At 44.3% G+C, this 22760-nt stretch carries 23 protein-coding genes; 9 read left to right on the top strand and 14 right to left on the bottom strand.

Annotated features, from left to right (window positions below):
* The first annotated feature begins 98 nt into the window (after window positions 1–98).
* A complete protein-coding gene (locus AZI86_RS14245; RefSeq protein ID WP_061835892.1) occupies window positions 99–1961 on the top strand; it encodes an acetyl-CoA hydrolase/transferase C-terminal domain-containing protein in 1863 nt (620 codons plus the stop codon).
* A 40-nt stretch (window positions 1962–2001) separates the two neighbouring features.
* On the opposite strand, the gene AZI86_RS14240 is transcribed toward AZI86_RS14245, so the two are convergent.
* From AZI86_RS14240 to AZI86_RS14230, 3 genes are all read right to left on the bottom strand, one after another.
* Entirely contained in the window at window positions 2002–2223 is a 222-nt protein-coding gene (locus AZI86_RS14240) for a CopG family antitoxin (RefSeq protein WP_061835890.1), read from the bottom strand.
* Window positions 2210–2683: a nucleotidyl transferase AbiEii/AbiGii toxin family protein gene (locus tag AZI86_RS14235; protein ID WP_157684717.1), complete on the bottom strand. Its 474-nt coding sequence runs from the start codon at window positions 2681–2683 to the stop codon at window positions 2210–2212. Before AZI86_RS14235 ends, AZI86_RS14240 begins: the two co-directional genes overlap by 14 nt.
* Before the next feature lie 169 nt (window positions 2684–2852).
* Entirely contained in the window at window positions 2853–3554 is a 702-nt protein-coding gene (locus tag AZI86_RS14230; RefSeq protein WP_061835886.1) for a YebC/PmpR family DNA-binding transcriptional regulator, read from the bottom strand.
* A 63-nt stretch (window positions 3555–3617) separates the two neighbouring features.
* On the opposite strand from AZI86_RS14230, the gene AZI86_RS14225 reads away from it, so the two are divergent.
* Window positions 3618–4412, top strand: a complete 795-nt coding sequence (locus AZI86_RS14225; protein ID WP_061835885.1) for a DUF455 family protein — start codon at window positions 3618–3620, stop codon at window positions 4410–4412.
* Window positions 4413–4417: 5 nt separating this feature from the next.
* Window positions 4418–5041 (top strand): septation protein IspZ, encoded by a 624-nt coding sequence (locus AZI86_RS14220; protein WP_061835883.1) that lies wholly within the window; start codon window positions 4418–4420, stop codon window positions 5039–5041.
* Here AZI86_RS14220 and AZI86_RS14215 read toward each other — a convergent pair.
* The 8 genes from AZI86_RS14215 to AZI86_RS14180 form a co-directional block, all read right to left on the bottom strand.
* Window positions 5038–6060: a lipid A deacylase LpxR family protein gene (locus AZI86_RS14215; protein ID WP_061835881.1), complete on the bottom strand. Its 1023-nt coding sequence runs from the start codon at window positions 6058–6060 to the stop codon at window positions 5038–5040. The two genes, AZI86_RS14220 and AZI86_RS14215, sit on opposite strands and share 4 nt — an antisense overlap.
* Window positions 6060–6794, bottom strand: a complete 735-nt coding sequence (locus AZI86_RS14210) for a pseudouridine synthase (RefSeq protein WP_061835880.1) — start codon at window positions 6792–6794, stop codon at window positions 6060–6062. The genes AZI86_RS14215 and AZI86_RS14210 overlap by 1 nt, the downstream gene beginning before the upstream one ends.
* Complete coding sequence (locus AZI86_RS14205) at window positions 6791–7180, bottom strand: 6-carboxytetrahydropterin synthase (protein WP_061835878.1); 390 nt, start codon at window positions 7178–7180, stop codon at window positions 6791–6793. Before AZI86_RS14205 ends, AZI86_RS14210 begins: the two co-directional genes overlap by 4 nt.
* Window positions 7177–7923: an SDR family NAD(P)-dependent oxidoreductase gene (locus AZI86_RS14200; protein WP_061835876.1), complete on the bottom strand. Its 747-nt coding sequence runs from the start codon at window positions 7921–7923 to the stop codon at window positions 7177–7179. The genes AZI86_RS14205 and AZI86_RS14200 overlap by 4 nt, the downstream gene beginning before the upstream one ends.
* A gap of 229 nt (window positions 7924–8152) precedes the next feature.
* Complete coding sequence (locus tag AZI86_RS14195) at window positions 8153–8374, bottom strand: hypothetical protein (protein ID WP_061835874.1); 222 nt, start codon at window positions 8372–8374, stop codon at window positions 8153–8155.
* 136 nt (window positions 8375–8510) lie between these two features.
* Window positions 8511–9716 (bottom strand): EAL domain-containing protein, encoded by a 1206-nt coding sequence (locus AZI86_RS14190; protein WP_061835872.1) that lies wholly within the window; start codon window positions 9714–9716, stop codon window positions 8511–8513.
* A gap of 11 nt (window positions 9717–9727) precedes the next feature.
* Entirely contained in the window at window positions 9728–11191 is a 1464-nt protein-coding gene (locus AZI86_RS14185) for a peptide ABC transporter substrate-binding protein (RefSeq protein ID WP_061835870.1), read from the bottom strand.
* Between the two features lie 43 nt (window positions 11192–11234).
* On the bottom strand, window positions 11235–12401 hold the full coding sequence (locus tag AZI86_RS14180; protein WP_061835868.1) for an acyl-CoA dehydrogenase: 1167 nt from the start codon (window positions 12399–12401) through the stop codon (window positions 11235–11237).
* A gap of 192 nt (window positions 12402–12593) precedes the next feature.
* Here AZI86_RS14180 and AZI86_RS14175 point away from each other — a divergent pair, with 192 nt between their 5' ends.
* From AZI86_RS14175 to AZI86_RS14150, 6 genes are all read left to right on the top strand, one after another.
* Window positions 12594–13256, top strand: a complete 663-nt coding sequence (locus tag AZI86_RS14175; RefSeq protein ID WP_061835866.1) for a site-2 protease family protein — start codon at window positions 12594–12596, stop codon at window positions 13254–13256.
* Window positions 13257–13331: 75 nt separating this feature from the next.
* On the top strand, window positions 13332–14360 hold the full coding sequence (locus AZI86_RS14170; protein WP_061835864.1) for a segregation and condensation protein A: 1029 nt from the start codon (window positions 13332–13334) through the stop codon (window positions 14358–14360).
* 8 nt (window positions 14361–14368) lie between these two features.
* Window positions 14369–15964 (top strand): SMC-Scp complex subunit ScpB, encoded by a 1596-nt coding sequence (scpB, locus tag AZI86_RS14165; protein ID WP_253715960.1) that lies wholly within the window; start codon window positions 14369–14371, stop codon window positions 15962–15964.
* Entirely contained in the window at window positions 15939–16499 is a 561-nt protein-coding gene (locus AZI86_RS14160; protein ID WP_061835862.1) for a hypothetical protein, read from the top strand. Before scpB ends, AZI86_RS14160 begins: the two co-directional genes overlap by 26 nt.
* Window positions 16496–17395, top strand: coding sequence for an HTTM domain-containing protein (locus AZI86_RS14155; protein WP_061835860.1), 900 nt, complete (start codon window positions 16496–16498; stop codon window positions 17393–17395). Before AZI86_RS14160 ends, AZI86_RS14155 begins: the two co-directional genes overlap by 4 nt.
* A 63-nt stretch (window positions 17396–17458) precedes the next feature.
* Window positions 17459–17944: a hypothetical protein gene (locus AZI86_RS14150; RefSeq protein ID WP_061835858.1), complete on the top strand. Its 486-nt coding sequence runs from the start codon at window positions 17459–17461 to the stop codon at window positions 17942–17944.
* On the opposite strand, the gene AZI86_RS14145 is transcribed toward AZI86_RS14150, so the two are convergent.
* The 3 genes from AZI86_RS14145 to AZI86_RS14135 form a co-directional block, all read right to left on the bottom strand.
* A complete protein-coding gene (locus tag AZI86_RS14145) occupies window positions 17934–18731 on the bottom strand; it encodes a hypothetical protein (protein WP_253715959.1) in 798 nt (265 codons plus the stop codon). The two genes, AZI86_RS14150 and AZI86_RS14145, sit on opposite strands and share 11 nt — an antisense overlap.
* 178 nt (window positions 18732–18909) lie before the next feature.
* Entirely contained in the window at window positions 18910–19908 is a 999-nt protein-coding gene (locus AZI86_RS14140; protein ID WP_061835855.1) for a ribonucleotide-diphosphate reductase subunit beta, read from the bottom strand.
* Between the two features lie 22 nt (window positions 19909–19930).
* Window positions 19931–22351 (bottom strand): ribonucleoside-diphosphate reductase subunit alpha, encoded by a 2421-nt coding sequence (locus AZI86_RS14135; protein ID WP_061835854.1) that lies wholly within the window; start codon window positions 22349–22351, stop codon window positions 19931–19933.
* Window positions 22352–22760: the final 409 nt, after the last annotated feature.

The raw sequence follows: 22760 nt of genomic DNA, 5'->3' as shown, positions 1-22760 counted from the left end.
TAATATATAATAAATCCTCCCAATAATCTGAAAGATGTCGAATGACCTGATAATGCACCTGCATTTGACAAAAATAGTGCGGAAATTAAACTAGCAAGATGAAGCGTTTGCAATCTCTCGCCGAAGCTGAAGATCTGATATTTAACTCCTTAGGAAACGCCATTCATATGGCGACCCCTTTGGGGTTGGGGAAGCCCAATCAGCTTATTAACCAAGTCTTTGATCGTGCGGCCCGTTCCCCACAAACTCGTTTAAAAATATTTACGGCGCTGTCGCTCGATTTTGCGGATCCGGCCTCTGATATTGAAGCGCGGTTTTTGGGACCGTTTTATAAAAGACATTTTGGGGATGATTATCCTCATTTAAAATATGTTCGCGCTGTTCAAAAAAACCAACTGCCGAAAAATATCTCTTTGCATGAGTTCTATTTTCAAGCCGGCGCTTTTTTAAAATCCTATCAAGCCCAGCAAAATTATATCAGCCTGAATTACACCCATGTGGCCCCAGCGATCTTGCAGCATGATATCAACGTGGTGGTGCAGTTGATTTCTAAATCCGCTAAAGGGCCTGGATATTCTTTAAGTTGCAACCCGGACCTGACTTTAGATGTGATAGATCTATACAAAAAACACGGCAAATCTATTTTAAAGATTGGCGTTGTTCATCCCGATCTTCCTTATGTGGGCGGGGACGCCGAAGTTGCTGAAGATTTCTTCGATGCGATTTTAGAAAGTGATGAAATCAATCACCAGCTTTTTGCCTTACCCAAAACTTCGGCGGATGAAATTGAACATATGATCGGCTTTTATGCCAGTCACCTGGTCAAAGACGGCGGGACTTTGCAAATAGGTATTGGATCGCTTTCAGATGCATTGGTGCATTCAACGATCATGCGCCATGAGCGCAATGATCTTTATAAGCGCATCGGTCAGCAGCTGGGTTTGTCTTCAGTGAATGCGACGGACTTTTATCGTGAGCCTTTTAAGACCGGTCTTTACGGCACCAGTGAAATGTTAATGGATGGCTTTATGCATTTACGTAAAGCGGGCATTTTGATCCGGGAAATCTTTGATCACGATGAAAAGGCCCGCCGTTATTTGCATGGCGCTTTTTATTTGGGTTCAAAAGATTTCTATGCCTGGTTGCGGGGGCTGAAAGGTCCTGATCATGAAGGCCTTTCGATGACTCGAGTTTCTAAGATCAATGACCTTTACGATCCCCACGAAATGGCTTTACGTCGTCAACGCAAAGACGCTAGGTTTTTTAACACTTGTATGAGTGTGACCCTTTTAGGTGGCGCGGCCTCAGACACGTTGGAAGACGGCAACGTCGTCAGTGGTGTAGGCGGGCAGTACAACTTTGTGGCGATGGCGCATGAACTTGAAAACGCGCAATCCATTTTGATGTTACGAAGTGTGCGTGAAAAAAATGGCAAACGCTTTTCAAACATCATCCCGATGCATGGGCAACTAACAATTCCACGTCATTTGCGTGATATCGTGATTACCGAGTATGGCATTGCCTTTTTAAGGGGTGAGTCGGATGAAACGGTGATCCAGCGCCTGATTGAAATTTCGGATAGTGAGTTTCAAGGGGAGTTGATCGAGTGGGCGAAGAAAAATAAAAAGCTTTCGGTGTCGTATGAATTGCCTGAAAGGGCCAAGAATAATACTCCGGCAAAAGTGAAATCTTTTATTCAAGGTTTCCAAAAAGAAGGGGTGTTTGCGGCTTTCCCATTTGGCAGTGATTACACTGAAGAAGAAATTGCCGTGGGCAAAGCATTGTTAAAATTAAAACACGCCACACTTGGAAAAAGGATCGGGATTTTGTTGGGCGGGTTACTGCCTTCAGCGAAGTCTTTTGATCGAGAGTTGGATCGTCTGGATTTGAAAAGTCCTAAGAGTGTAAAAGAGATCTTCTTTCAGAAGCTGGTGTTGGGGGCCTTAGGGAAGATTGGTTGAGGGTTGGTGATGCGCCGCGGAACCACTGCGGTGGTGGTTTTTATGGCACCTTAAGCCCTTTGCGGATGTATTCAATCATCACGGACTGGTATTTTCTATTTTCAGATTTGGCTTTGGTTTTTACAGCTCTTAAGACATTCTCTGGAATTCGGATAGAGATGGCGACAGTTTTTTCGTCCACTTCATGGGAAAGCTTTCTCATGTCATCAAGAAATTGCACCGCTTCTTCTGGAGATATTTTAGGAGATTTATTTTTTGCCACTGAGCTTCTCCTTAATATTTGTTATATCAATCAAATCTTGAGGGCGTCCGGCTTCCTCTTTCATCTTAAGAATTTCCTGCAAGGTCGCTACGGTAATTTTTCTGCCAGCGACGGAAATCTTTTGAGTCTTCATTTTTTTTAAATCTTTAGTGATAAGAATATCGACTTGCCTAGAGGGATTTGAATAATCCACAAATGACCAGGCAATAAGGTTTCTTTGCTCGATATACTCTTTACGCATTTTGATGATGTCTTCGGCCCTGATGGGGAGGCGCGACTTTAAGCCGATATTGCCTAAAGCTTTTTCAGCAAGTTCAAAATCGGATTGTCGAAGTGTTAAAACAAAGTCGACATCCATGGTGGCTCTAACAAGTCCATGGAGTGCCAAAGCATAGCCTCCGACCAGGGCATAATCTAGTTTTTGAGATTCAAATGAGTCGACAATTTCATAGAGCAACATGTTTATATTGTATATACAAGTATATACAAATGCAATGATTATTAATGTAACATAATGTTAATTAACTGTGTGGGCAGAGTATCAAAACTCTCTCGCGCCGCAGAACCGCTGCGGTGGTAGATTAAAAAGGGGACATAAAAAAGGCGATCTTCCGATCGCCTTTTGGCTTTTAGATTGTCGCATGAACGCGATGAGTGTCGTCCATATCATCCAGATAATTTAAAAACTCTTCGACGTCTTTAAGTTGTTCGGGCGTAAGTTCGGTGATGTTTTTTGCTTTGAAAGACAGTTCACCTTTCGTGATTTTCCAACCACGTTTTGTCAACGCCTCGCGAACGGCATCAAGATCTGAAGAATTCGTATAGAACTCATAAGAACCATCCTCGTTCTTAGAAACTTCATTAGCACCACCTTCGATCGCTTCTTCATCGGGATCAAAGCTGCCTTCTTTAGTTCCTTCGATAAGGCCCACGTGTTCAAACATCCACGCCACGGATCCCACCTCGCCCATATTGCCTTCATGAGATTTAAAAGCATGGCGCATATCCGGAGCCGTTCTGTGTTTATTATCTGTTTGGCATTCTACGATCACGCCCACGCCGTGAGGACCGTAGCCTTCATACGTGATCTCTTCGATGACTTTGCCGTCGTCCAAAAGACCCGCACCTTTTTTAATGGCGCGTTCAATCGTGTCATTCGGGCAGGATACTTTTTTAGCCGCATCAATGGCTAAACGCAGACGGGCATTCGCCGCGGGGTCAGGGCCGCCAGCTTTTGCTGCAACCGCGATCTCGCGCGCTAATTTGGTGAATATTTGGCCCTTTTGTTGAGCCTTCTCTACTTTGCCTGCGTTTTTCCAAGATTTTCCCATAAAATCTATTCCACCAAAAAGGGAATCTATTGGCAACCTCAGGTGCGGGATGTAAAAGGGGGCATGCTTAGTTTTTCCACCCCCGATATCTGGGAAAAGATCAAAAATATCGAACAATCCTGTGGGGACGCCTTAAAATTAAGCAGTCGTTTTACCGTTCCCGAAGAGCCTGCCCGCGATGCTGAAGTTCTGCATCCCAAATTTCACCCCCCGAAAAAGGGTTTTTCGACCCCCGAGGGCCAGGCGCGCATGCTTCATGACCTTGCCAATATCGAACTTCAAGCTATGGAGCTTGGATTACGCACATTGGCAGAGTTTCCTCATGCTCCGTTAGAGTTCCGCGAACAATTAGCTTCCGTCACCATTCAAGAGGCCGATCACTTACGCATGTGTGTCGAGGGGATTGATGCCTTGGGCTTTAAATGGGGTGACTGGCCGATTCATATGGCCTTGTGGCGCGCGGTGAGTGCTGAGGACAGTTTGCTTGATCGTATCTTGATCGTGCATCGGTACTTAGAAGGCAGTGGTCTTGATGCCGGTGACACGCTTATTCGCCGTTTGGAAGGTACTTCTGCCAAAGGCAATATCCAGACGATTGTAAAACAAATTAATTTTGAAGAAATCGGGCACGTGGACTTTGGATCACAATGGTATCGCCGTATTTGTGAGATGGAAAAAATCGATCCCAATACCGACTTTGCAAAGCGCATGGATGATCTGCGTGTGCGTTTGCCAAAACGTATTGAGCCTTTAAATAAAGTTTTGCGTCTGAAGGCGGGCTTTACCGAACAAGAGATCGAGTATTACGAGAACTTGCGCTTAGATTTCTTAAAGCCGACCTCAGAGCGAATGGCGTAAAGAACATGCAGAAGTTTAAAGAAATATTAAAATTTCTATTTTTAAACTTCGGTCCTTTGATTGTGTTTTATGGCGTAAATCGATTCTATGATTTTAAAACCGCTCTTATTACTTCGCTTGTTTATTCAAGTTTAGAAATTGCCGTCCATTTGGTTCGTAAGAAACCTATCACTCGGTTTTTTAAGTTTTCCGTTTTAATGACCTGCGGGTTTGGTGTTTTAGATCTGTGGTTGGGAAATGCCTTCTTCTTTAAAATGGAAGCGGGTGTGTCTAGTTTGATCACGGCCTTTTTCTTTGGATACAGTCTGTTTTCAGGAAAGCCGTTGATTCAGGAATTCGCGGAACAACAAAACCGCATCTCGTCTGATTTTCAATCCGAAGACAAAACCTTTTTCTTTAAAGTTATGACATTTCTTTGGACGTTGTATTTCGTGATTAAAGGGGCTTTTTATCTGTGGCTAGGATTTTCCACGGACCTTGAAAGTTCCTTGATTATTAGGCTTATTTTCGGGAATGCCAGCTTTTGGGTGTTGTTCTTTGTTTCGATTACTTTCGGCAGACAGTTTTATAAGCTCTTAGAGAAGGCTCAAGTTTTACCTTCGCAAAGACGGGCGACTAGCTCTCTTTAAAAATTCCGAACATAAGAAAGTGCGAGCGAAGCATAACTATCAAACTCGCTGTTTTCTTCAAACTCGGGTGTGAGCGTGATAAATCTCCACGAATAAACCCAGTGCGAAACTTGAATGGCATAACCGATTTCAGTTTCACCGATAAACGGATATTTCTTAACGCGATGGCTGTCTTTAAAAGTATTTCCGTCTAAGAAAATATTGCGAATCACCGCGCGCCCGCGCACGCCCATGAAGCCGTAAGCTCGCCATGGCAGATCTACGTTGCCGAATTTTAAATCCAAGGCGTCGCCACCGACAGAACTTAAATTGGAAGGACCAAAGTCATCGGGCAGACGCAAACCAAAACGAACCATCGCCCCCATGTGCGCATCAATTTTTACGTTCCCAATTTCAGCGCCCCCTTCAGGGATGACATCGAAATAGCGACCGGACCACATACTTTCTTGTTCGTAAAAACGTAATTTTTGAATGTAAGAGAGCTCCAAAGTAGGTTCGTCTTTAAGCTGGTGTTCCCACCCTTGAGCACGCGGATTTTGAATCCAATCATGGAAATTATTTTGAACTTTTTCACCCATGGCCGACGGACCCACCACGCCGATGTCTAATTCCCAAGAGTGGTATTGTGTCTTAGTTCTAGAAACCGCTGTCAGTCCCACATAAAGATAACCTGCATAAGGACGGTCATCGGGAATCAAATCCGTGCGCTGAGTATCGTCAGGGGTGTAGATCTGCTGCGCTAAGGAGATTCCATAATTAGAGCGAGCGTCTTTAAATCCCGGAATATCCGGCATCCACTCGGGTTGTTGATCTTCGCCCCAGACATAAGCAAAACGCAAACCATTGGTATACCCTTGGTCGGCATTGGGACCGCCGACATTGCGGGAATCATTATCGACAAAAACGGTGAAAGATTCCCCGTAGGTTTTGGGTGCCGGTGGCTCTTGCGGTTTTTGCTGTTGAGCTAAAGCGGTTAAAGAAACAAAAAAAAGAACGATGCCAATAGAAAACCGAAACATTAAATGCTCTCATCCTCTTCCACGAAACGCCATTGGCCCTCGGGAAGCTTTCCTAATTTCAAATTTCCTACGCGCACACGTTTTAGCCCGGTCACGCGCAAGCCCACAAGTTCACACATGCGACGGATCTGACGTTTTTTTCCTTCTTTAAGAACAAAACGCAATTGATCTTCATTCAGCCATTCCACTTTCGCGGGCTTTAAGGCTTTGCCGTCTAACTCTAAACCGTGATTTAAAAGTTTTAACTTATCCGCCGGAAGTTTTCCTTCCACGCGCACCAGATATTCTTTTTCAATGGATGAATCTTCCCCGATGATTTTTTTAGCGATACGGCCATCTTGAGTGAAAAGCAATAAACCTTGAGAGTCGATATCCAAGCGACCCGTAACAGCCAAACCCTCAAAATGTTCTTGTTTTAAACGTTGAGAAGACTCGCCCCACTGATTTTGCGGAATGATCAGTTTCACCGCAGGCTGATAAGGAGGTTCGGGTTGAGCAGAGACCCAACCCACCGGCTTATTAAGCATGATGGTGACCAGACGTTTTTGTTGCTTTAAGGCCTGGGCTTCCAGCGTGATACGCACATTGCGATCGACCTTGGTTCCTAATTGATCGATTTTAACACCATCGACCAAAACCAATCCGCGTGCGATGTAATCATCTGCTTCACGGCGTGAACAAAGTCCGCGTTCGGCCATCAGTTTGGAAAGTCGTACTTTTTCTTCATCACTCATAATAGGATCTCCGTCCATAAAGTCTCGGTCTCGTAAAGTTTTACAGAGTGAAGAACTTCTAAGGGCACTTCTGATTTTAGCTTTTCCAGAAAATAAAGCGCAATATTTTCTGTCGTTGGGATCTTTTCTTTGAACTCGGGGATCACAAAGTTAAGGTGTTCATGGTCCAACACCGCAACCAGTTGGTTTAAGATTTTACGATAGCGGGTTTCATCATCTAAACAGCTCGCCGATGTAACATAAAACTTGGTTTCTAAAACATAGTTATGCCCATGGCCGTGCTTGGTAAAACAACGCCCGAAAACCTGGCGGTTTTTTTCATCACTCCATTGCGGTTGGTGATAAAGGTGAGCACTGCTAAAAGGCACCGAAAGTGTCAGCATCATGCGAGATTGATCCCGCCATCGATAGACAAGCTCGCACCCGTCGTCCAAGCTGAGAGGTCTGAGCCTAAGAAGTAAATGCTGTTTGCAACATCTTGAGGCGTACCAATACGTCCTAGCGGTTGCAGGCTTGCCATCTGAGAAAGCGTTTTGGTTTTTTCAGTCTCTGGCAAACCATGGAATGAGTGGATGGGGGTGTCGACAATACCTGGGCAAACACAGTTTGCGCGAATCTTGTGCGGTCCGCCTTCAAGAGCCAGGGTCTGAGTCCAATTAATCATTGCTGCTTTTAGCGCAGAATAAGCACCGGTGTTCGCAACCGGGCTCACACCCAAAGTGGAAGACACGTTCACGATGCTGCCGCCACCGTGTTTTTTAAAATACGGAAACAGTGTGCGCACAATATGAACGGGCGCTAAAAGATTTGTTTGAAAATGCTGGGACCAAATTTCGTCGGTGTCGCCTTCCACGGAGCCGGGCTTATAAATGCCGGCATTATTCACAACCACTTCCACGCGATGAATATTGATATTCATCATATCGTTTAAGCGTTTGTCTAAAGCTTTTGTGTCGGTCAGCTCACAAGAAAGAAGGGTCGCACCACTGCGACACTGGAGGGCGACTTCGGCCAAACGGTCTTTATCTCGGCCCATCAAATAGACAAAATAGCCATTCTTAGCAAATTCAATCGCGGTGGCCGCGCCAATCCCACTGCTGGCACCGGTGATAAGAGCTGCTTTTTTCATAGGAAACCTCCGCTTTAAGTCTGGCTGGACTCAATCTAGCAAAAGACTTGCCCGATAGGAAGTCATGTCCATGCGCGAAGCGTTTTCTATAGGGGCCAAATACTTTATTGTGGGGATGGCTCTGTTTATTGCCTGTTGGGGAGTGATTCCCTAAAAAAAAGAAGCCAGGTGCGTGCCTGGCTTCTTGCTGCTCCAGTTTCGCGGGCCGAGCCCGCTACACACTGCCGGCTTACGCCGCTTTTTTAGCAGCTGTATAGTGATAATACTTTTTATCAAAATCAGAAGCTTTCATGCCTTCTTTAGTGATCAAACCAGCTTTAAACCAGTCGAAGTGCTCTGCACAGAAACCGGCTTTTTCAGATTTCTTTTTGCAGCCCTCACCGCAGCACTTTGCAGATTCCAAAGAAACTACGTTGTTAGGGATTTGTTTTTCGAATTTTTTGTCAGCCATGTTGTTGACCTCCGTCAAAGCTGGTTGAATGTCCTAAGACATAAGACTTATCGGAGGTAAAAATACGGACTTAAGCCCTTAGAGCCTTTCTCGACTTTTGTGGGGGTTTTCTTGAAATGAGACGGTTTATAAGCGATTAAATGAGTTTAAGGAAGCGGCCCATGTCCACGGGTTTTGAAAACAAATACCCTTGGCCGTAACGAGCCCCCAGAGTTTCTAAAACCAGGCACTCTTCGTTTTGTTCAATGCCTTCGGCGATGACTTCGATATCCATGGCGTGGGCCAAATGGATGATCGAGCTCACCACCGCTTTGGATTTTGGATCCGACATGATTTTCATAACAAATGAACGATCGATCTTTAAGAAACTGATCGGCATTTGGGTGAGGTATTGCAAACCAGAAAAGCCCGTGCCGAAATCATCAATAGAAATCGCATAACCTTGGGTTCGACATTGATTTAAAACGTCTAAGGCGATAGCCCCATCCATCATAATTCTTTCGGTCATTTCAAGTTTAATATTATGAGTCTGCACATCATGCTTTTCGCGCAAGTCTTCAAGGTTGCTAATAAAATCTGAATGGGTGAACTGACGGCCTGAGATATTAATGCTCATCATAAACTCGTCGGCCATGCGATCTTTTTTATTTAAGCGCAGCTGATCTTGAATGGTGCGCAAGTCCTTGAGGGCCTGATTGATAATCCAATGACCAATCGGAATCACCATCGAAGAGTTTTCAATAACATCAATAAATAAATTCGGGGACACCAAGCCATGCAAAGGACTGTTCCAACGCAAAAGGGCTTCGCAGCCCGTGATTTGTTTGGTTTTAAGATTTACGATGGGCTGATAAAACAATTCAAATTCACGATTTTGAAAGGCTTGGAAGATTTGATTTTCAAGTTTGATTTGATCCAAGGCACTCTGGGTTCCCTCTTCGCCGCCTTCAAGGTCATAAAACTCGGCATCTTCAGGGAGGGGCTTACCACCCGTGACTAAGATGTTTTTGCGACGTAAACGTTTTAACAAAACACGCATCAAAAGCTGTACGACTTTATCGGCCGTGGAAACGCGTTCTAAAACTTGTTGTTTCGTCACGATGGCAAGACGCACATCCTCTAGGGCACGAACGGAAGCAGAGCGGGCATGGGTATCAATCAGCGCCATCTCGCCAAAGATTTCACCTTCTCCTAAGATGTTTAAAGGAATTTCTTCTTTGTCTTTAGTGACAAAAATAAGGACGCGGCCTTTTTCGATAATATAGGCGCAGTCGCCGTCGTCGCCTTCAGTAAAAATGATTTGATCTTTAAGGATATCAACGGACTGCGTTTCAAATGTCATAGGGTTTTATTTTATGGCTGAAAGTGCAGCTCGGACAAGTCCAGCTGATTTAATTGATTCAATTTCCATCCTGCCCAGTCGGTCTTAACTAGGATGGAAAATTGAATGGCTCCTAGTGGAATCAATAGGTGATTGTTCATGAGGTGGTTGATGCCCTCTAGACAAAGCCGTTTCTTTTCGGTTTCATTTTTGGCTTTAGCTAATTGACTTAAAACCTTTTCGTAGACCGGGGATTTTAAACCAATAAAATTTTCGCCACTTTTTTCAGAAAAAGTTTGTAAGGCCGAATAACAAGTCGGCCGATCCGGGGCGCCGCCTTTACGGAAAAGCGGGGGAGGTGAGGAGCGTAAAGTCTGCAGATAGATTTTATTTTCTTTAAGCTCGAGATGAGTTTTTAAACCTGCATTTTTCTTCCACTGATCTTGCAGCCATTCGGTGGCTCTTTTATGGTCTTCGCCACCTAGCCCTGAAAACATCATGGTGTAAGTTTTGGTGCTTTGAGTTTTAGGAACTTTCTTAAGATCAAAATCAAAGCAGGGTGCTTTCGTCGGAAACCAGGAGTTCGGAAGCCCAATACAACCGGGGCGTCCTTCAGAAGAAAAAATCTTTTGTAATTCCACGTAGTTCAAAGAGTAAGTAAAAGCTTTGCGTAGCTCTTCTTGATCTTTAAGTTCCGGACCAAAGCCGATGTAATCAAATCTTATCACTGGAACCCAGTGAAAATCTTTTCTGGATTTAAATTGTGGAATAAATAGCGTCGGCAGGCGACGTAAAAACTGCAATTGATTCTTTTCATAAAGCTGCAAAGCCACAGTATCTTCTTCGATAAATAGAAATTCTAGATGAGGACGATCTTTGTGGCCGGCGTGGTAATGGGGATTTTTCTCTAAGACGATTTTCTGCGCTTTTTGCCATTCTTTTAATTTGTAAGGACCCGAATAGCTTTTTAAATCCGGGCTTACGGGGGCGGTGAGAAAGTTTGCCAGGTCGTGTTCAAATTTTCCTGCCTCGTCGGTGAATTCGATTTTAAATGTCGTGGGGGTTGTAACGGTGACACCGAAAGATTCTTTTTGAGCTGTGCCTTCGTAAATTTGTTGTGCGTTCTTAATGGGAAATAAAAGATCTGCCCGTGGCGATCCCGTTTTCGGGTCTAGGATGCGTAAGTAAGAACGTAAAAAATCGGCGGCAGTGAGAGGTGTTCCATCACTCCATTGAAGGTCTTTTTTTAAAGTGCAAATCAGGAACTTCTTTTTTTCTTTTTTGCACGAACCTAAGTCAGGCACCAGGCCCTTTTGATCATCAAAGGTGTAGATATTGCGATAAAGGTTTCCCAATAAATAACTTGAAGTCGACGTGCGCTGTTTGTGAGGATCTAAACCACCGGGTTCGTTGGATAGATGCAGGCGAAATACTTTTTCTTGGGCTAAAGAAATCGAAGAGCTTAATAAAAGAAAAAGGCATAAGATCAGTTTCATAAATTGATCTTATGCCCGTAAAATTCAAACGTAAAGGAGCTAACTACTTATCTAGCTCCATTTTTGCAATTGTTTGCAATTGCATATTGGTCGTTCCTTCATAGATCTGACCGATTTTAGCATCGCGCCAGAATTTTTCCACAGGGTATTCTTTCGTAAATCCATTACCGCCGAAAAGATCAATCGCTTTAGAAGTGATTTTTTCTGCCGCACGAGAAGAATAAAGCTTAGCCATTGCAGCGGATTCGATGAAATCAAGACCGGCGTCTTTAAGACGAGCGGCATTGTAAACCATCAAACGAGCAGCTTCTAGTTCTGTACGCATTTCTGCCAATTGAAATTGCACGCCTTGGAAGTGAGCAATGGGTTTTCCGAATTGTTCACGACCTTTAACGTAATTTAAGGCCGCTTCGTAAGCGCCCTGAGCAATACCGATCATTTGCGCGCCGATACCGATACGACCTTCGTTTAATGTTTCAATCGCGATCTTGTAGCCTTTGCCGACCTCGCCCAAAACATTTTCTTTTGGCACTTCGCAGTTTTCAAATAACAATTCGCAAGTCGAAGACGCGCGGATACCTAGCTTGTCTTCTTTTTTGCCAACTTTGAAACCTTTGAATGATTTTTCAACGATAAATGCCGTGATACCTTTGTATCCTTTAGCTTGATCGATGTTTGCAAAACAGATGAAAACGTCGGCCTCGTTACCGTTTGTAATCCAAAGTTTTGAACCGTTTAAAACCCATTTATCACCTTTATCTTCCGCTTTTAATTTCAAAGCAAAAGCATCAGATCCAGATGAGGATTCAGAAAGAGCGTAAGCGCCCACCCATTTTGTCGCCATTGCGCCTAGGTATTTTTCTTTTTGGGCTTCAGTTCCCCATTTTAGGAATGCATTTGTCGTCAAAGTGTTTTGAACGTCTACAAGAACGGAAACGGATCCATCCACGCGACCGATTTCTTCAACCGCTAAGCAAGCCATGGTGAACGTTGAGCCCGCGCCGCCGTATTTTTCCGGCGTTTCAATACCCATCAAACCCATTTCGAAAAGCTTTTTAAGGATGTCTTTATTCATCTCCGCTTTTTCGTCCATGTGTGTCACATGAGGTTTGATTTCAGATTCAGCAAAAGAGCGAACCGCATCGCGGAAGGCGACTTCATCTTCGGATAGGGTGGTTAGGGCAGGACGTGCGTGATTAACGTCAGACATGGGCTCTCCATTTTTATTAATACTATAAAATTACGTGGGCTAGAAATTAGCTTCTCTGGCGGATTTATTCAAGAGTTGGGAAAGACAGGAGCTTTTCTCTTAACAACCTGTGTTATGCTGAGTGCACTTTAGTTAAGCAAATGATTCGACACACTAGACAAGGGTCTAGGCGTGATTTAGCGTTGAGGTTGTATGGATATCGTAGAGATTGGCGCCAAGATAGGCATTTATTTTATTCCGTTCCTTTTTGCACTTTGTTTTCACGAGTTCGCGCATGGCTTTGTTGCAAAGCTTCGTGGAGATAACACGGCAGAGCAAATGGGCCGCCTGACCATGAACCCCGTTGTTCATATGGATATTTTAGGGACTTTGATTTTACCCATCGCGGCCATTGTGTTTTCCAGTCCAATTTTTTTCGGCTGGGCGAAGCCTGTGCCGGTGAATTCTCGCAATTTAAAGAATCCTCGTGTCGATATGTTCTGGATTGCGATTGCCGGTCCTCTTTCGAATATTCTTTTGGCCATCGTCGGCGCTATCGGTATCGCGGTTGTCGCTAAGTTTTATAGCACAAGCACTTATGCTGAAGGTTTAATTAAAATTTTGCAGACTTTTATTGTGACAAATATGTTCTTAGCCGTTTTCAATATCCTGCCTATGCATCCGTTGGATGGTGGGAAGGTTTTGGCGCGCTTTTTACCGGCGCAATGGAATTATAAGCTAGAGCAAAACGAACATATTAGCAGTATGGTTTTGATGGCATTGGTTTTTACTGGGGCTTTAAGTGTTCTTGCAATTCCAGTTTTTTGGGGAAGCAATCATCTGATTGCCTTGGCTTTGCAAGGCTTTGGGGTTTAGGGCCGAGAGGCCGCAGAGCGCAGCGACCTCGGGTCGCGAAGCTGAAGCAGTACGTTTTGAGGGGGAAGTTTCATAATGAGTATTACGGTCCAGTTGCCGAAATTTGAAGGTCCTTTAGGTCTTCTATTATATCTTATCCGCAAGGAAGAGATGGACATCATGGATATCAAAATCCATGAGATCACGAAGCAATACCTTGAATACATCAAGCTTATGAAAGAGCTGGATCTTGAAGTGGCGGGCGAATTTATCGCCATGGCTTCAACGTTGATTCAAATTAAATCCCGCATGCTGTTACCGCAATACGATGAAAACGGCGAAGTGGTTGAAGCGGAAGATCCACGTAAGGAACTTGTTCAAAAACTATTAGAATATCAAAAATACCAAGAAGCCGCGAAACTTCTTTACGACCGTCCTTTGGTGGGTCGTGATGTTTGGTTGCGCGGGACGCGCGAATCTCTTCACGAAAAAGAAGAAGAAATTATCTTAGAAGACAACGCTTTGTTTTCTTTGATTTCAAGCTATCGCAAAGCTTTGCGTAGCATGAAAAAGAAAGTCCACGAAGTGGCCGCAAAAGCTCAGTCGATTGCTAGCCGCATCTTAGAGTTCAAAGACCGTCTGGTTGTGGGTCAAAGAGTCACCATGATGGATCTTGTCAGTGCCACTGAAGAGCGTGCTCGCCAGGCCTTGATCACCTTTTTGTCGTTGTTAGAACTTGGTAAAATGGGCTTTGTGAGCCTTTACCAAACTGAAGTTTATGCGGATATTTGGGTTGATACCAAAAAACCGATCGAAACCGACGTCCTAGCACGTGTGGAAGAGTATGATTCTATGCGCGCCGATGAAGTGGCTGCGCAAATGATGCAAGCGACTCAAAAAGTCGATTTAGATGAAGATATAATAGCAGATGGCAGTGAGGCGCAAGATGCGCAAGCTGATGCAGTGACGGAAGAACAGCCTCTACAAATGGAATTGGGAGCCGAAGTCGCCGAAGGTCTTGAGTTCAATGAAGAACTTGCTGGCCTTGATCTCGAGATCGCGTCGGATGACGAGATCTTAGCGATGGAAAATGAACTCTTTAAAGATGATGTGAGCGAAGTGTAGAGGGGACTATGGCAAGAAAAAAAGGTAAAAAATCATCACAAGTTGAAGAAACAGAAGTTCTTGAGTCAGTGGCGGAAGTGACTGAAAATACCGATGTTGCCGTTGAAACCTCAGAAGCCGAAAGTGCGGATGAGGTTATTGCTGAATCAATCATGGAAACAGAAATCGAAAACGAAGAAGTTTCTTTTGAAGACGGTATTGAATCTGAAACTTCTATTTTCTTGCAGGAAGAGGAAGAGTCTGAAGGTTTCTTGCCAGAAGGTGATGAATCAGAAACCGAAGAAATGGAAATGTCTGAAGAAGACGAAGTGTCCCTTGAAGGTACTGAGCTTGATGGTTTTGATTCTGCAGAAATTGAAGAAATCGAATTCGTTGAAGACGAACGCTTAGAAAGTATCGTTGAAAGCGTTCTTTTTGCCAGCGACCGTCCTGTAAGCATGGCGTCTTTAAAGTTACTTTTTAAAGGCACAAATATTAAGACCAACCACCTTCGTCGTACTTTGGATCAGTTGGCGGTTGAATATGCGGGGGGTCGTCGTGGGGTTACCTTGGAAGAAGTTCCAGGTGGATTCCAGTTACGTACTAAAATTGACAATATGGACTTCCTAAAACGCACTTTGAAAGCGCGTCAGTTCAAGCTTTCAGGTCCAGCGTTAGAAGTTCTTTCTATCGTGGCTTACAAACAGCCAACGGTAAAATTTGAAGTTGATGAGATCCGTGGCGTCGAATCAGGACATTTGCTTCGTGCTTTGATGGAAAAAAACTTGGTTTGCTTTGAGGGCAAATCAGACCTTCCAGGTCGTCCAATGCAATACGGAACAACTAAAAAGTTCTTAGAAATCTTTGGTCTTCGTTCTATCAAAGAACTTCCAACATTGTCACAAATCGACGAATTGTTGCCTGAAGGTATCGATGAAGAGCAAGCCGAAGAAAAACCGAAATTAGCTTCTTTGACAGATTCATTGTCTCAAGAAGTCGTGACTTCTTACTCTCAAGGTGAAGAAGAGCTGATGAAAATCCAAGAGCAATTGGAAGAAATCACCACCACTTCAAACTTCTTTGAAGAAGAAAAACGTCGCCAAGCTGAAAAACGTGATCAAGAAAAAGCGCAAAACATCCGTGATGCCTTGGCATTCGGGGAACCGGTTTCTACACGTGATGCCAATTGGTTGAAAAAATACGACGAAGCTTTAGCTGCGGGAACAACACTTGTAGCTATCGCCGCTGAGAAAAAAGCGGCATTTATGGGCCAGCGGCCGCAGAACGCAGGCGACGCGGTCGCCGGAGTTGAAGCAGCGCAAGTTGACGGAGCTGAAGCAGCAACCTCTGAAGAAGAGTCTTTAGAGCAAGAGCTCGCGGCAGCTGAAGCCGCTATGTCGGATGATGAAGAAGAAACCATGGAAGTCGCTGGAAACGATGACGACGGTGAAGTTTCTGAGGAATTAGCAGATGCTCTTGAGGCCTTCGATAATGACGAAGACCTTGAAGATGCTTCTGACGACAGTTCGCCCTTGTTAGCGGACGACGAATCTTCAGACGACGACGAGTTGCCTTTCTTCGGCGAGGCGGACGAAATCGATGAAGAAGGCGAAACTACTACTTAAAGTTCTTTTAAGTCTGTGGATTGTTTATAATATAGTTGTAATGTTGATCATGCCCAATATAGGTTCTTATCTTGGGCGATCGATGTCGCGATATATCACTCCTTATGCAGGGGCCGTGGGCTTAAGTGCCGGGTGGGATTTCTTCTCGCCCGATCCTGCGCATACTCTTTATATTGAATACACGGTTTATTTTCCCCATCCGGCCCAAGGTGAAGGGGAACCGCGTGATCCCGTGGAGGGTTATTTCCCACCAGAAAAAAATCTTCCTGTTCATGATCCGGTTCGTAAGCGTGATCTGTATGCGACTCGCTATATGGCATTAAGTCCAAAGCGTCTGCGCGTGGTTTTTGGTCCATGGCTGTGCCGTCAATATCCGGGGGCTTCTCAAGTGAATGCGCGCATTATTATCGAAACAGTGCCCCCCTTGGACAAAGTCGTAAAGCTGCCGGAAATGTCTTTAGCGGATCTTTCAGAGCGTATTGAGTACGCTAAAGAAGACATCTCTTGCGGTTCACGCGATGAGGAGCTTTTATGATTAAAAAGCTGTGGGCGCGTTGGGATGCATTCTGGTTTTCGCCGCAAAATCTTTTAGGTCTGGGGTTTATGCGCATTATTTTGTGCGGAACCATGTTTTATCTTTATGCCTATCGCATGCTGGCCTTGAAATATTATTCTGATGAAAACTGGGTGACGCGCGATCAGGCGTGGCAAGCGATTCCGGATTATTATCGTCCGGCTTTTTCTTGGACATTTTGGTCGGATGCTTGGGTTTTCCCCCTGCATTTGGCATTTGTGGTATTTTTATTTTTACTTACCTTAGGGATCGGTGGTCGTATTTTAATGATCATCACCTGGGTTTTGGCGATGGGTTTTTTGCAAAGAAACTTCACCGTGAATTTCGGTGCGGATATTATTTTAACTCTGTTTATGTTTTACATGATGTTCACGCAAAGTTGTGCGCGCCTAAGTGTGGTAAATCTGATTCGCAAAAAGCCGGTTGTGCGAATGTCGGATTCGTTAAGTGCCATGATGATTCGGATGATGCAAGTGCAGATTTGCGTGATATACGCTTACACGGGATGGGAAAAGCTCAAAGGGGCCAGTTGGTGGGATGGAACCGCCTTATGGAGCGTTTTGGGAAATCCCCAAATGACGACGTTGGATTTTTCGTTCATGCGCCATGTTCCTTGGATCATTCCGATTCTTGCTTTTTTAACCATCCTTTTTGAAATCTATTTTCCGGTGATGGTGGCGTTTAAAAAGACCCGTTATGCGTGGCTTTTAATGGGGGTCTTTTTTCATGCCGGGATTGGAATCTTCATGGGTCTAGGTCCATTTGCGACGGCCATGCTTTCCACGTATTTCCTTTTTATAGATCCTCTCATTCTGGAGCAAAGGGTGGTTCAAAGGTTTTCGGCGTCTCAAAACTAGACAGGGACAAGAATATCGTTTCAGGCCTTAGCCCGTTCATTTATGATAATAGATGGGGGAACTATGAAAGCTTCAAATCTTAAATTCGTGGTGATGACGTCTTTTTTGGGTCTCGCAATGGCGGCCTGTTCCCCGATGTCTGACAATTCCCTTTTAAGTGATAAAAAAGATGATAACTCATCGTTGACGGTGGATAAAACGCCGAAGGCGGAAGAGCTTTATTTGAAGCTGGATACCGCAAGCATTGGTCCGGCGGTGACCGGAACCAAGCTTGAAGTCAGTGGAGAGTGTTATACATCTACTTACGGAAAACATCGTATTATTGCCCGGGAAAATGGTTTCCAATTAGTTATTACTGACGTGACGGCGGCATCGGTTGTTGCTAACGAAGCGCAATGTCGCAATGGTCGTTTTAATTTTAGTTTAAATGTAAGCGGGATGGGGGCTGGCGGGCATTCCGTGCGTGTTTCTTTAGAAGCTTATGATGGTCTTAGTGCTCTGGTCTTGAACGAAAACCAAGGGGCCGCAGTCCTAAACTTTACAAGATAAAGTTAAAATCATTGCGCAGCTGAGTCTTTGCGTCTTTATTTTTTCTTTCCAAAATAATCGTATCTTTAAGTTGCAGATTGCGGACAGCCTCTGCTCGTCTTTGCAGGGGGATCTGATTGGCGTTCACGGCGCTTAAAGCGCTGTTAAAGGGCGTCTTTAAAAGATCGCGCTGTTGATATTCAACGCTGGTTAAAAGATCTAAAACATCCAACGCTAAAGCTTTTTGAGAACTAGAGGCGGGGATGGCCGCACCCCAAATAAGAAGAGCATTAAGCAGAGCGCGATGCGGGCCTGACTTTGCGGGCTCTTGTAAAAGAGGTCCTTCAACCGCGCCTAAGCGTGCATCTTCGGTGAGGATTTGATCTAACTGCAAGGTCAGGATTTTCTTTTGTGAGATGCTTTCAAAAATTCCCTGTTCTTTCCAAATCTGAAAATGGCGCAGGATTAAATCTTCATCCGCTAAAAGGAAAAGCACATTTTCTTTTTTATTCTGTAAAAACTGATCAAAAGGTTCGTTCAGTGGCCCCACGATGGATGTTTTCATCCAATAAAAAGGCAAGAACTGAAAATCTCCTTTGGCTGAATCTCCGATAAAATCAGAAGCCACGCGAGATTTTAGGGAAGAAACGTCGGCTAAAAGATGCTGGCTTCCTAAAGTGCGAGCCCAGAATGAAGGTAAAAATAAAAGATCAACCCCGGGACTTGAAACCACGTGAGCTAAAATAGAATCCCAATCGCGGGTGACCACGACCGAAAAACGAACATGCAGTTCGGACTCAATTTTCATCCTTACGTCGGCAGGAAAAAGAATTTCGTCTGTGGTGAGAACTTGGATTTGGGTCGGGGTTTGAATATAAGTCCGAGATAGGCCTTCGGGTAGGACTCCGTGAAGAAATCCTACCCCCATGCAGACTAGAAAAAACAAAACCCATAGAACCGTGTTCTTCAAAGTCGTGATCTATCAACTAGAACGTTTCGTCAAAGGCCACAGCACCTGAGACACCGACTTGGTAGGCAGATACGCGGCGTTCAAAGAAGTTTGCAAGCTCTTGCATGTCTTGAAGCTCCATGAACGAGAATGGATTTTTCACGTTGTAACGAGGAGCAATGTTTAAAGTCTCAAGACGCTGATCAGCGCAGTACTCTAAGTACTGACGCATATCTTTAGCTGAAAGACCCGCAACACCCAATTGAAGCACGTCATTTGCAAATTCCATCTCACACTCGATCGCGTCTTCAAGCATTTGCGTAACCATGTCTTCCATTTGAGAATTGAAAAGATCTGGTTCTTCTTTGCGAGCCGTTTTGATAACTTCGATCGCAAAAGCCATGTGCATGGATTCATCACGGAACACCCAGTTTGTGCCAGAGGCAAGACCTGCCAACAAACCTTTTGAACGCAAGAAATACACGTAAGCAAAAGCGGCATAGAAAAATAAACCTTCCACGCAAGTAGCAAAACAGATCAAGTTCATCAAGAAACGACGACGATCTTCTTTGGTTTGAAGAGTGTCTAGGTTGTTGATGGAATCAATCCATTTAAAGCAGAAATCGGCTTTCTTTTTGATTGAAGGAATGTTTTCAATCGCGGCGAAAGCTTCCGCGCGTTCATCTGGATTTGGAATGTAAGTATCCAAAAGCGTCAGATAGAATTGAACGTGCAAAGCTTCTTCATAAAGCTGACGAGACAAGTACATGCGACCCTCGGGAGAGTTCACGTGCTTGTACAAGTTCAATACGAGATTGTTCCCCACGATAGAGTCCCCTGTGGCAAAGAAAGCAACCAGGCGAGAAATCAAATGTCTCTCGGCCGCAGTCAACTTTGTGTGCAGGTCCACAAGGTCTGTAGAGAAGTCAACTTCATCCACAGTCCATGTGTTTTTGATCCCGTTTTTGTACATTTCGTACAACACAGGGTATTTCATCGGGCGTAAAGTAAGGTCAAAACCTGGATCTAAAATCATAAAATACTCTTTTCTCTATCTACTATTGGCACGCTTCGCAAGCTTCTGGATTTTCAAGCGAGCAAGCAATGACTTCTGCATCAGTGTAAGTTTTCTTAGGAGCGGCTTCCGCAGTTACGGCTGGTGCTGCATCCATGGTATTTCCTTCAGCGGCTAACAGGCCCGTGCCTTGAGTGCTACGAGTTGTCGTCGTTTTTTGGATTTTCGTCGCGGGACGAGAACGAAGGTAGTAAGTCGTTTTTACACCACGTTTCCATGCATACATGTACATAGAAGATACTTTACCGATAGTCGGGCTTTCCATGAACAAGTTCAAAGAAGCTGATTGGTCAATGAAAGCACCACGATCGGCGGCCATGTCGATCAAAGACTTCATCGGGATTTCCCAAACAGTGCGGTACAATTCTTTCAATTGCTGAGGAATGACATCAACGTCTTGGATGGACCCATCTTGAAGTTTGATTTCATTGCGAACTTCTTCGTTCCATAGACCCAAAGACTTCAAGTCAGAAACCAAGTACTTATTGATTTGCATGAACTCTCCAGAAAGAGTTTCGCGTTTAAACAAGTTACTTACTTGAGGTTCTGTCGCTTCATAGCAACCCACGATAGAAGCAATTGTTGCTGTTGGGGCGATCGCGATCATCAAAGAGTTTCTCAACCCATGTTTTTTAATACGTTCTTTTAGTTTTTCAAAACGTTCTGGTTGAGACGGAGTTACGCCCCAAAGATCGTATTGCAATAAACCTTTTGCGGCACGAGTTTGCTCATAAGCGCCATGAGGTCCGTATTTTTCAGCTAATTCGCAAGAAGTCACTAGCGCATTGTAGTAGATCTCTTCCTGGATTTTTGCTGACAAATCACGAGCCGCTGCTGAATCAAAAGGAAGTTTCAATTGGAAGAAAGCATCCTGAAGACCCATCACACCCAAACCCACGGGACGCCATTTGTGATTAGAATCTTGAGCTGTTTGGATAGGGTAGAAGTTGATATCAACAACACGATCCAAATATTTCACCGCAGTACGAACCGAACGAGCCAATTTTTCAAAATTGAATTGTCCATTTTCAATATGACGACCTAAGTTCACAGAACCCAAGTTACAAACAGCCGTTTCTGAATTTGAAGTGACTTCAAGGATTTCAGTACAAAGGTTTGAAAGATGGATCACGTTTCCAGCTTCGCCTGTTTGGTTGGATTTCATGTTCGATGCATCTTTAAATGTCATCCAGCCGTTACCGGTTTGTGCCAAAGTTTTCATCATGCGCGAGTACAAATCACGAGCTTTGATTTGTTTAACATAAAGTTTTTTGTTCTCGGCTTCGATGAAAGCGGCTTCAAACTCAGGTCCAAAAGTGTCTACGAAATGAGGCACAACACGTGGGTCAAATAAAGACCACATCGCGTCAGCTTCGACGCGCTTCATGAACAAATCAGGAACCCAGTTTGCAAGATTTAAGTTGTGAGTGCGTTTTGCTTCATCACCCGTGTTGTCGCGAAGTTCAAGGAACTCCTCGATGTCCGCATGCCATGTTTCTAGATATACGCAGGCTGCGCCTTTACGTTTACCACCTTGATTCACTGCCGCTACAGACGAATCCATAGTTTTTAGCCAAGGAATGATACCGTTAGAGTGACCGTTTGTTCCTTTGATCAATGAGCCGCGGGAACGAACGCGAGAGTAGGCCACACCGATACCACCCGCAAATTTAGACAATAAAGCGATGTCTGAATATTTGTCATAGATCGCTTTTAGATCATCGCCGGGAGAATCTAAAAGATAGCAAGATGACATTTGCGGACGAAGAGTGCCTGAGTTGAATAATGTCGGAGTTGAGGCGATGTAGTCGTGAGAAGAAATCAAACGATAGAATTCGATAGCCTCATCCACGTTTTCGGCCAAACCACAAGCCACACGCATAAAGAAGTATTGAGGAGTTTCAAATACCTGGCGTGAAGATGGGTTTTTCAAAAGATAACGGTCGTAAACAGTTCTAAGTCCGAAGTACTCAAAACGATCGGTGCGGTAAGGCTCAATAGCAGCGCACAAAGCGGCTTTATGAGCTTCGACGAACTTGAAGGTTTTTTCTGAAAGAAGGCCGTGAGTGTAGCCAAAGCTGACAGAATCCGCGAAAGATTGGATTTTTTGTGAACGAACTTCTTCATCTATATAGATAGCCAGAAGACGGGCTGCCAAACGAGAATATTCTGGCTCTTCGCCAATCAATAGGGAAGCCGTTTGGATACAAAGATTATCCAATTCATTTGTCGTCGCGCCATCGTAAAGACCGCTGATAGCTTTAGTAGCAACACGCAATGGATCTACTTGAGTTAATCCTTGGCAGTTTCTGGTAACACGTTCAACGATCTTTGTCACGTCGACCGGTTCAAGTGTTCCATCTCTCTTCTTCACTCGCATAATGTGAGCTGTTGTTTCCAACATGATGTATCCCCTCTGCCTCGTTCCGCTGAGGCAAAAAAATCCCCGCTGGTTTCTTGCCCCTCGCAAAAATCCAGACGTGGTTAAATATAAAAATGTGCTTGAATTGGAGACTAAACAGCTGTCCTAGCTAAAGGTCGAGAGGTTAAAAAACCCCATGATCCCTCCCTGTCGTTGCCCTTTCATCTGACAAACTCTCTTTCGAGGTCCACTAGATCTAGGGGTTGTTTCCGGGTGCCTTGTCCATAAGGCGGGTATCGGTCTCAGTTCCAACTTTGAAGTTCTTTCAAATTAGTTGCAAGAATATTTTTTAAAATAACGCTAAGTTTTTTGTGACGTTGCCCATCATTTAAGCAGAAATCTCTTCTACTTGACTTCAATTCGTTGCGAACAAAAAGGGCAATGTCTTGTT

This window comes from Bdellovibrio bacteriovorus (genome assembly GCF_001592735.1).
Classification (GTDB): domain Bacteria; phylum Bdellovibrionota; class Bdellovibrionia; order Bdellovibrionales; family Bdellovibrionaceae; genus Bdellovibrio; species Bdellovibrio bacteriovorus_D.
The sequence above is the reverse complement of the archived record's forward strand: the minus strand, read 5'-3'. Positions and strand labels throughout refer to the sequence as shown.

Coding starts and splice junctions, on each gene's coding strand:
- AZI86_RS14245 (WP_061835892.1), top strand. CDS start 99: ATGAAGCGTTTGCAATCTCTCGCCGAAGCTGAAGATCTGATATTTAAC.
- AZI86_RS14235 (WP_157684717.1), bottom strand. CDS start 2,683: ATGTTGCTCTATGAAATTGTCGACTCATTTGAATCTCAAAAACTAGAT.
- AZI86_RS14230 (WP_061835886.1), bottom strand. CDS start 3,554: ATGGGAAAATCTTGGAAAAACGCAGGCAAAGTAGAGAAGGCTCAACAA.
- AZI86_RS14225 (WP_061835885.1), top strand. CDS start 3,618: ATGCTTAGTTTTTCCACCCCCGATATCTGGGAAAAGATCAAAAATATC.
- AZI86_RS14220 (WP_061835883.1), top strand. CDS start 4,418: ATGCAGAAGTTTAAAGAAATATTAAAATTTCTATTTTTAAACTTCGGT.
- AZI86_RS14215 (WP_061835881.1), bottom strand. CDS start 6,060: ATGTTTCGGTTTTCTATTGGCATCGTTCTTTTTTTTGTTTCTTTAACC.
- AZI86_RS14210 (WP_061835880.1), bottom strand. CDS start 6,794: ATGAGTGATGAAGAAAAAGTACGACTTTCCAAACTGATGGCCGAACGC.
- AZI86_RS14205 (WP_061835878.1), bottom strand. CDS start 7,180: ATGATGCTGACACTTTCGGTGCCTTTTAGCAGTGCTCACCTTTATCAC.
- AZI86_RS14200 (WP_061835876.1), bottom strand. CDS start 7,923: ATGAAAAAAGCAGCTCTTATCACCGGTGCCAGCAGTGGGATTGGCGCG.
- AZI86_RS14195 (WP_061835874.1), bottom strand. CDS start 8,374: ATGGCTGACAAAAAATTCGAAAAACAAATCCCTAACAACGTAGTTTCT.
- AZI86_RS14190 (WP_061835872.1), bottom strand. CDS start 9,716: ATGACATTTGAAACGCAGTCCGTTGATATCCTTAAAGATCAAATCATT.
- AZI86_RS14185 (WP_061835870.1), bottom strand. CDS start 11,191: ATGAAACTGATCTTATGCCTTTTTCTTTTATTAAGCTCTTCGATTTCT.
- AZI86_RS14180 (WP_061835868.1), bottom strand. CDS start 12,401: ATGTCTGACGTTAATCACGCACGTCCTGCCCTAACCACCCTATCCGAA.
- AZI86_RS14175 (WP_061835866.1), top strand. CDS start 12,594: ATGGATATCGTAGAGATTGGCGCCAAGATAGGCATTTATTTTATTCCG.
- AZI86_RS14170 (WP_061835864.1), top strand. CDS start 13,332: ATGAGTATTACGGTCCAGTTGCCGAAATTTGAAGGTCCTTTAGGTCTT.
- scpB (WP_253715960.1), top strand. CDS start 14,369: ATGGCAAGAAAAAAAGGTAAAAAATCATCACAAGTTGAAGAAACAGAA.
- AZI86_RS14160 (WP_061835862.1), top strand. CDS start 15,939: ATGAAGAAGGCGAAACTACTACTTAAAGTTCTTTTAAGTCTGTGGATT.
- AZI86_RS14155 (WP_061835860.1), top strand. CDS start 16,496: ATGATTAAAAAGCTGTGGGCGCGTTGGGATGCATTCTGGTTTTCGCCG.
- AZI86_RS14150 (WP_061835858.1), top strand. CDS start 17,459: ATGAAAGCTTCAAATCTTAAATTCGTGGTGATGACGTCTTTTTTGGGT.
- AZI86_RS14145 (WP_253715959.1), bottom strand. CDS start 18,731: ATGAAAATTGAGTCCGAACTGCATGTTCGTTTTTCGGTCGTGGTCACC.
- AZI86_RS14140 (WP_061835855.1), bottom strand. CDS start 19,908: ATGATTTTAGATCCAGGTTTTGACCTTACTTTACGCCCGATGAAATAC.
- AZI86_RS14135 (WP_061835854.1), bottom strand. CDS start 22,351: ATGTTGGAAACAACAGCTCACATTATGCGAGTGAAGAAGAGAGATGGA.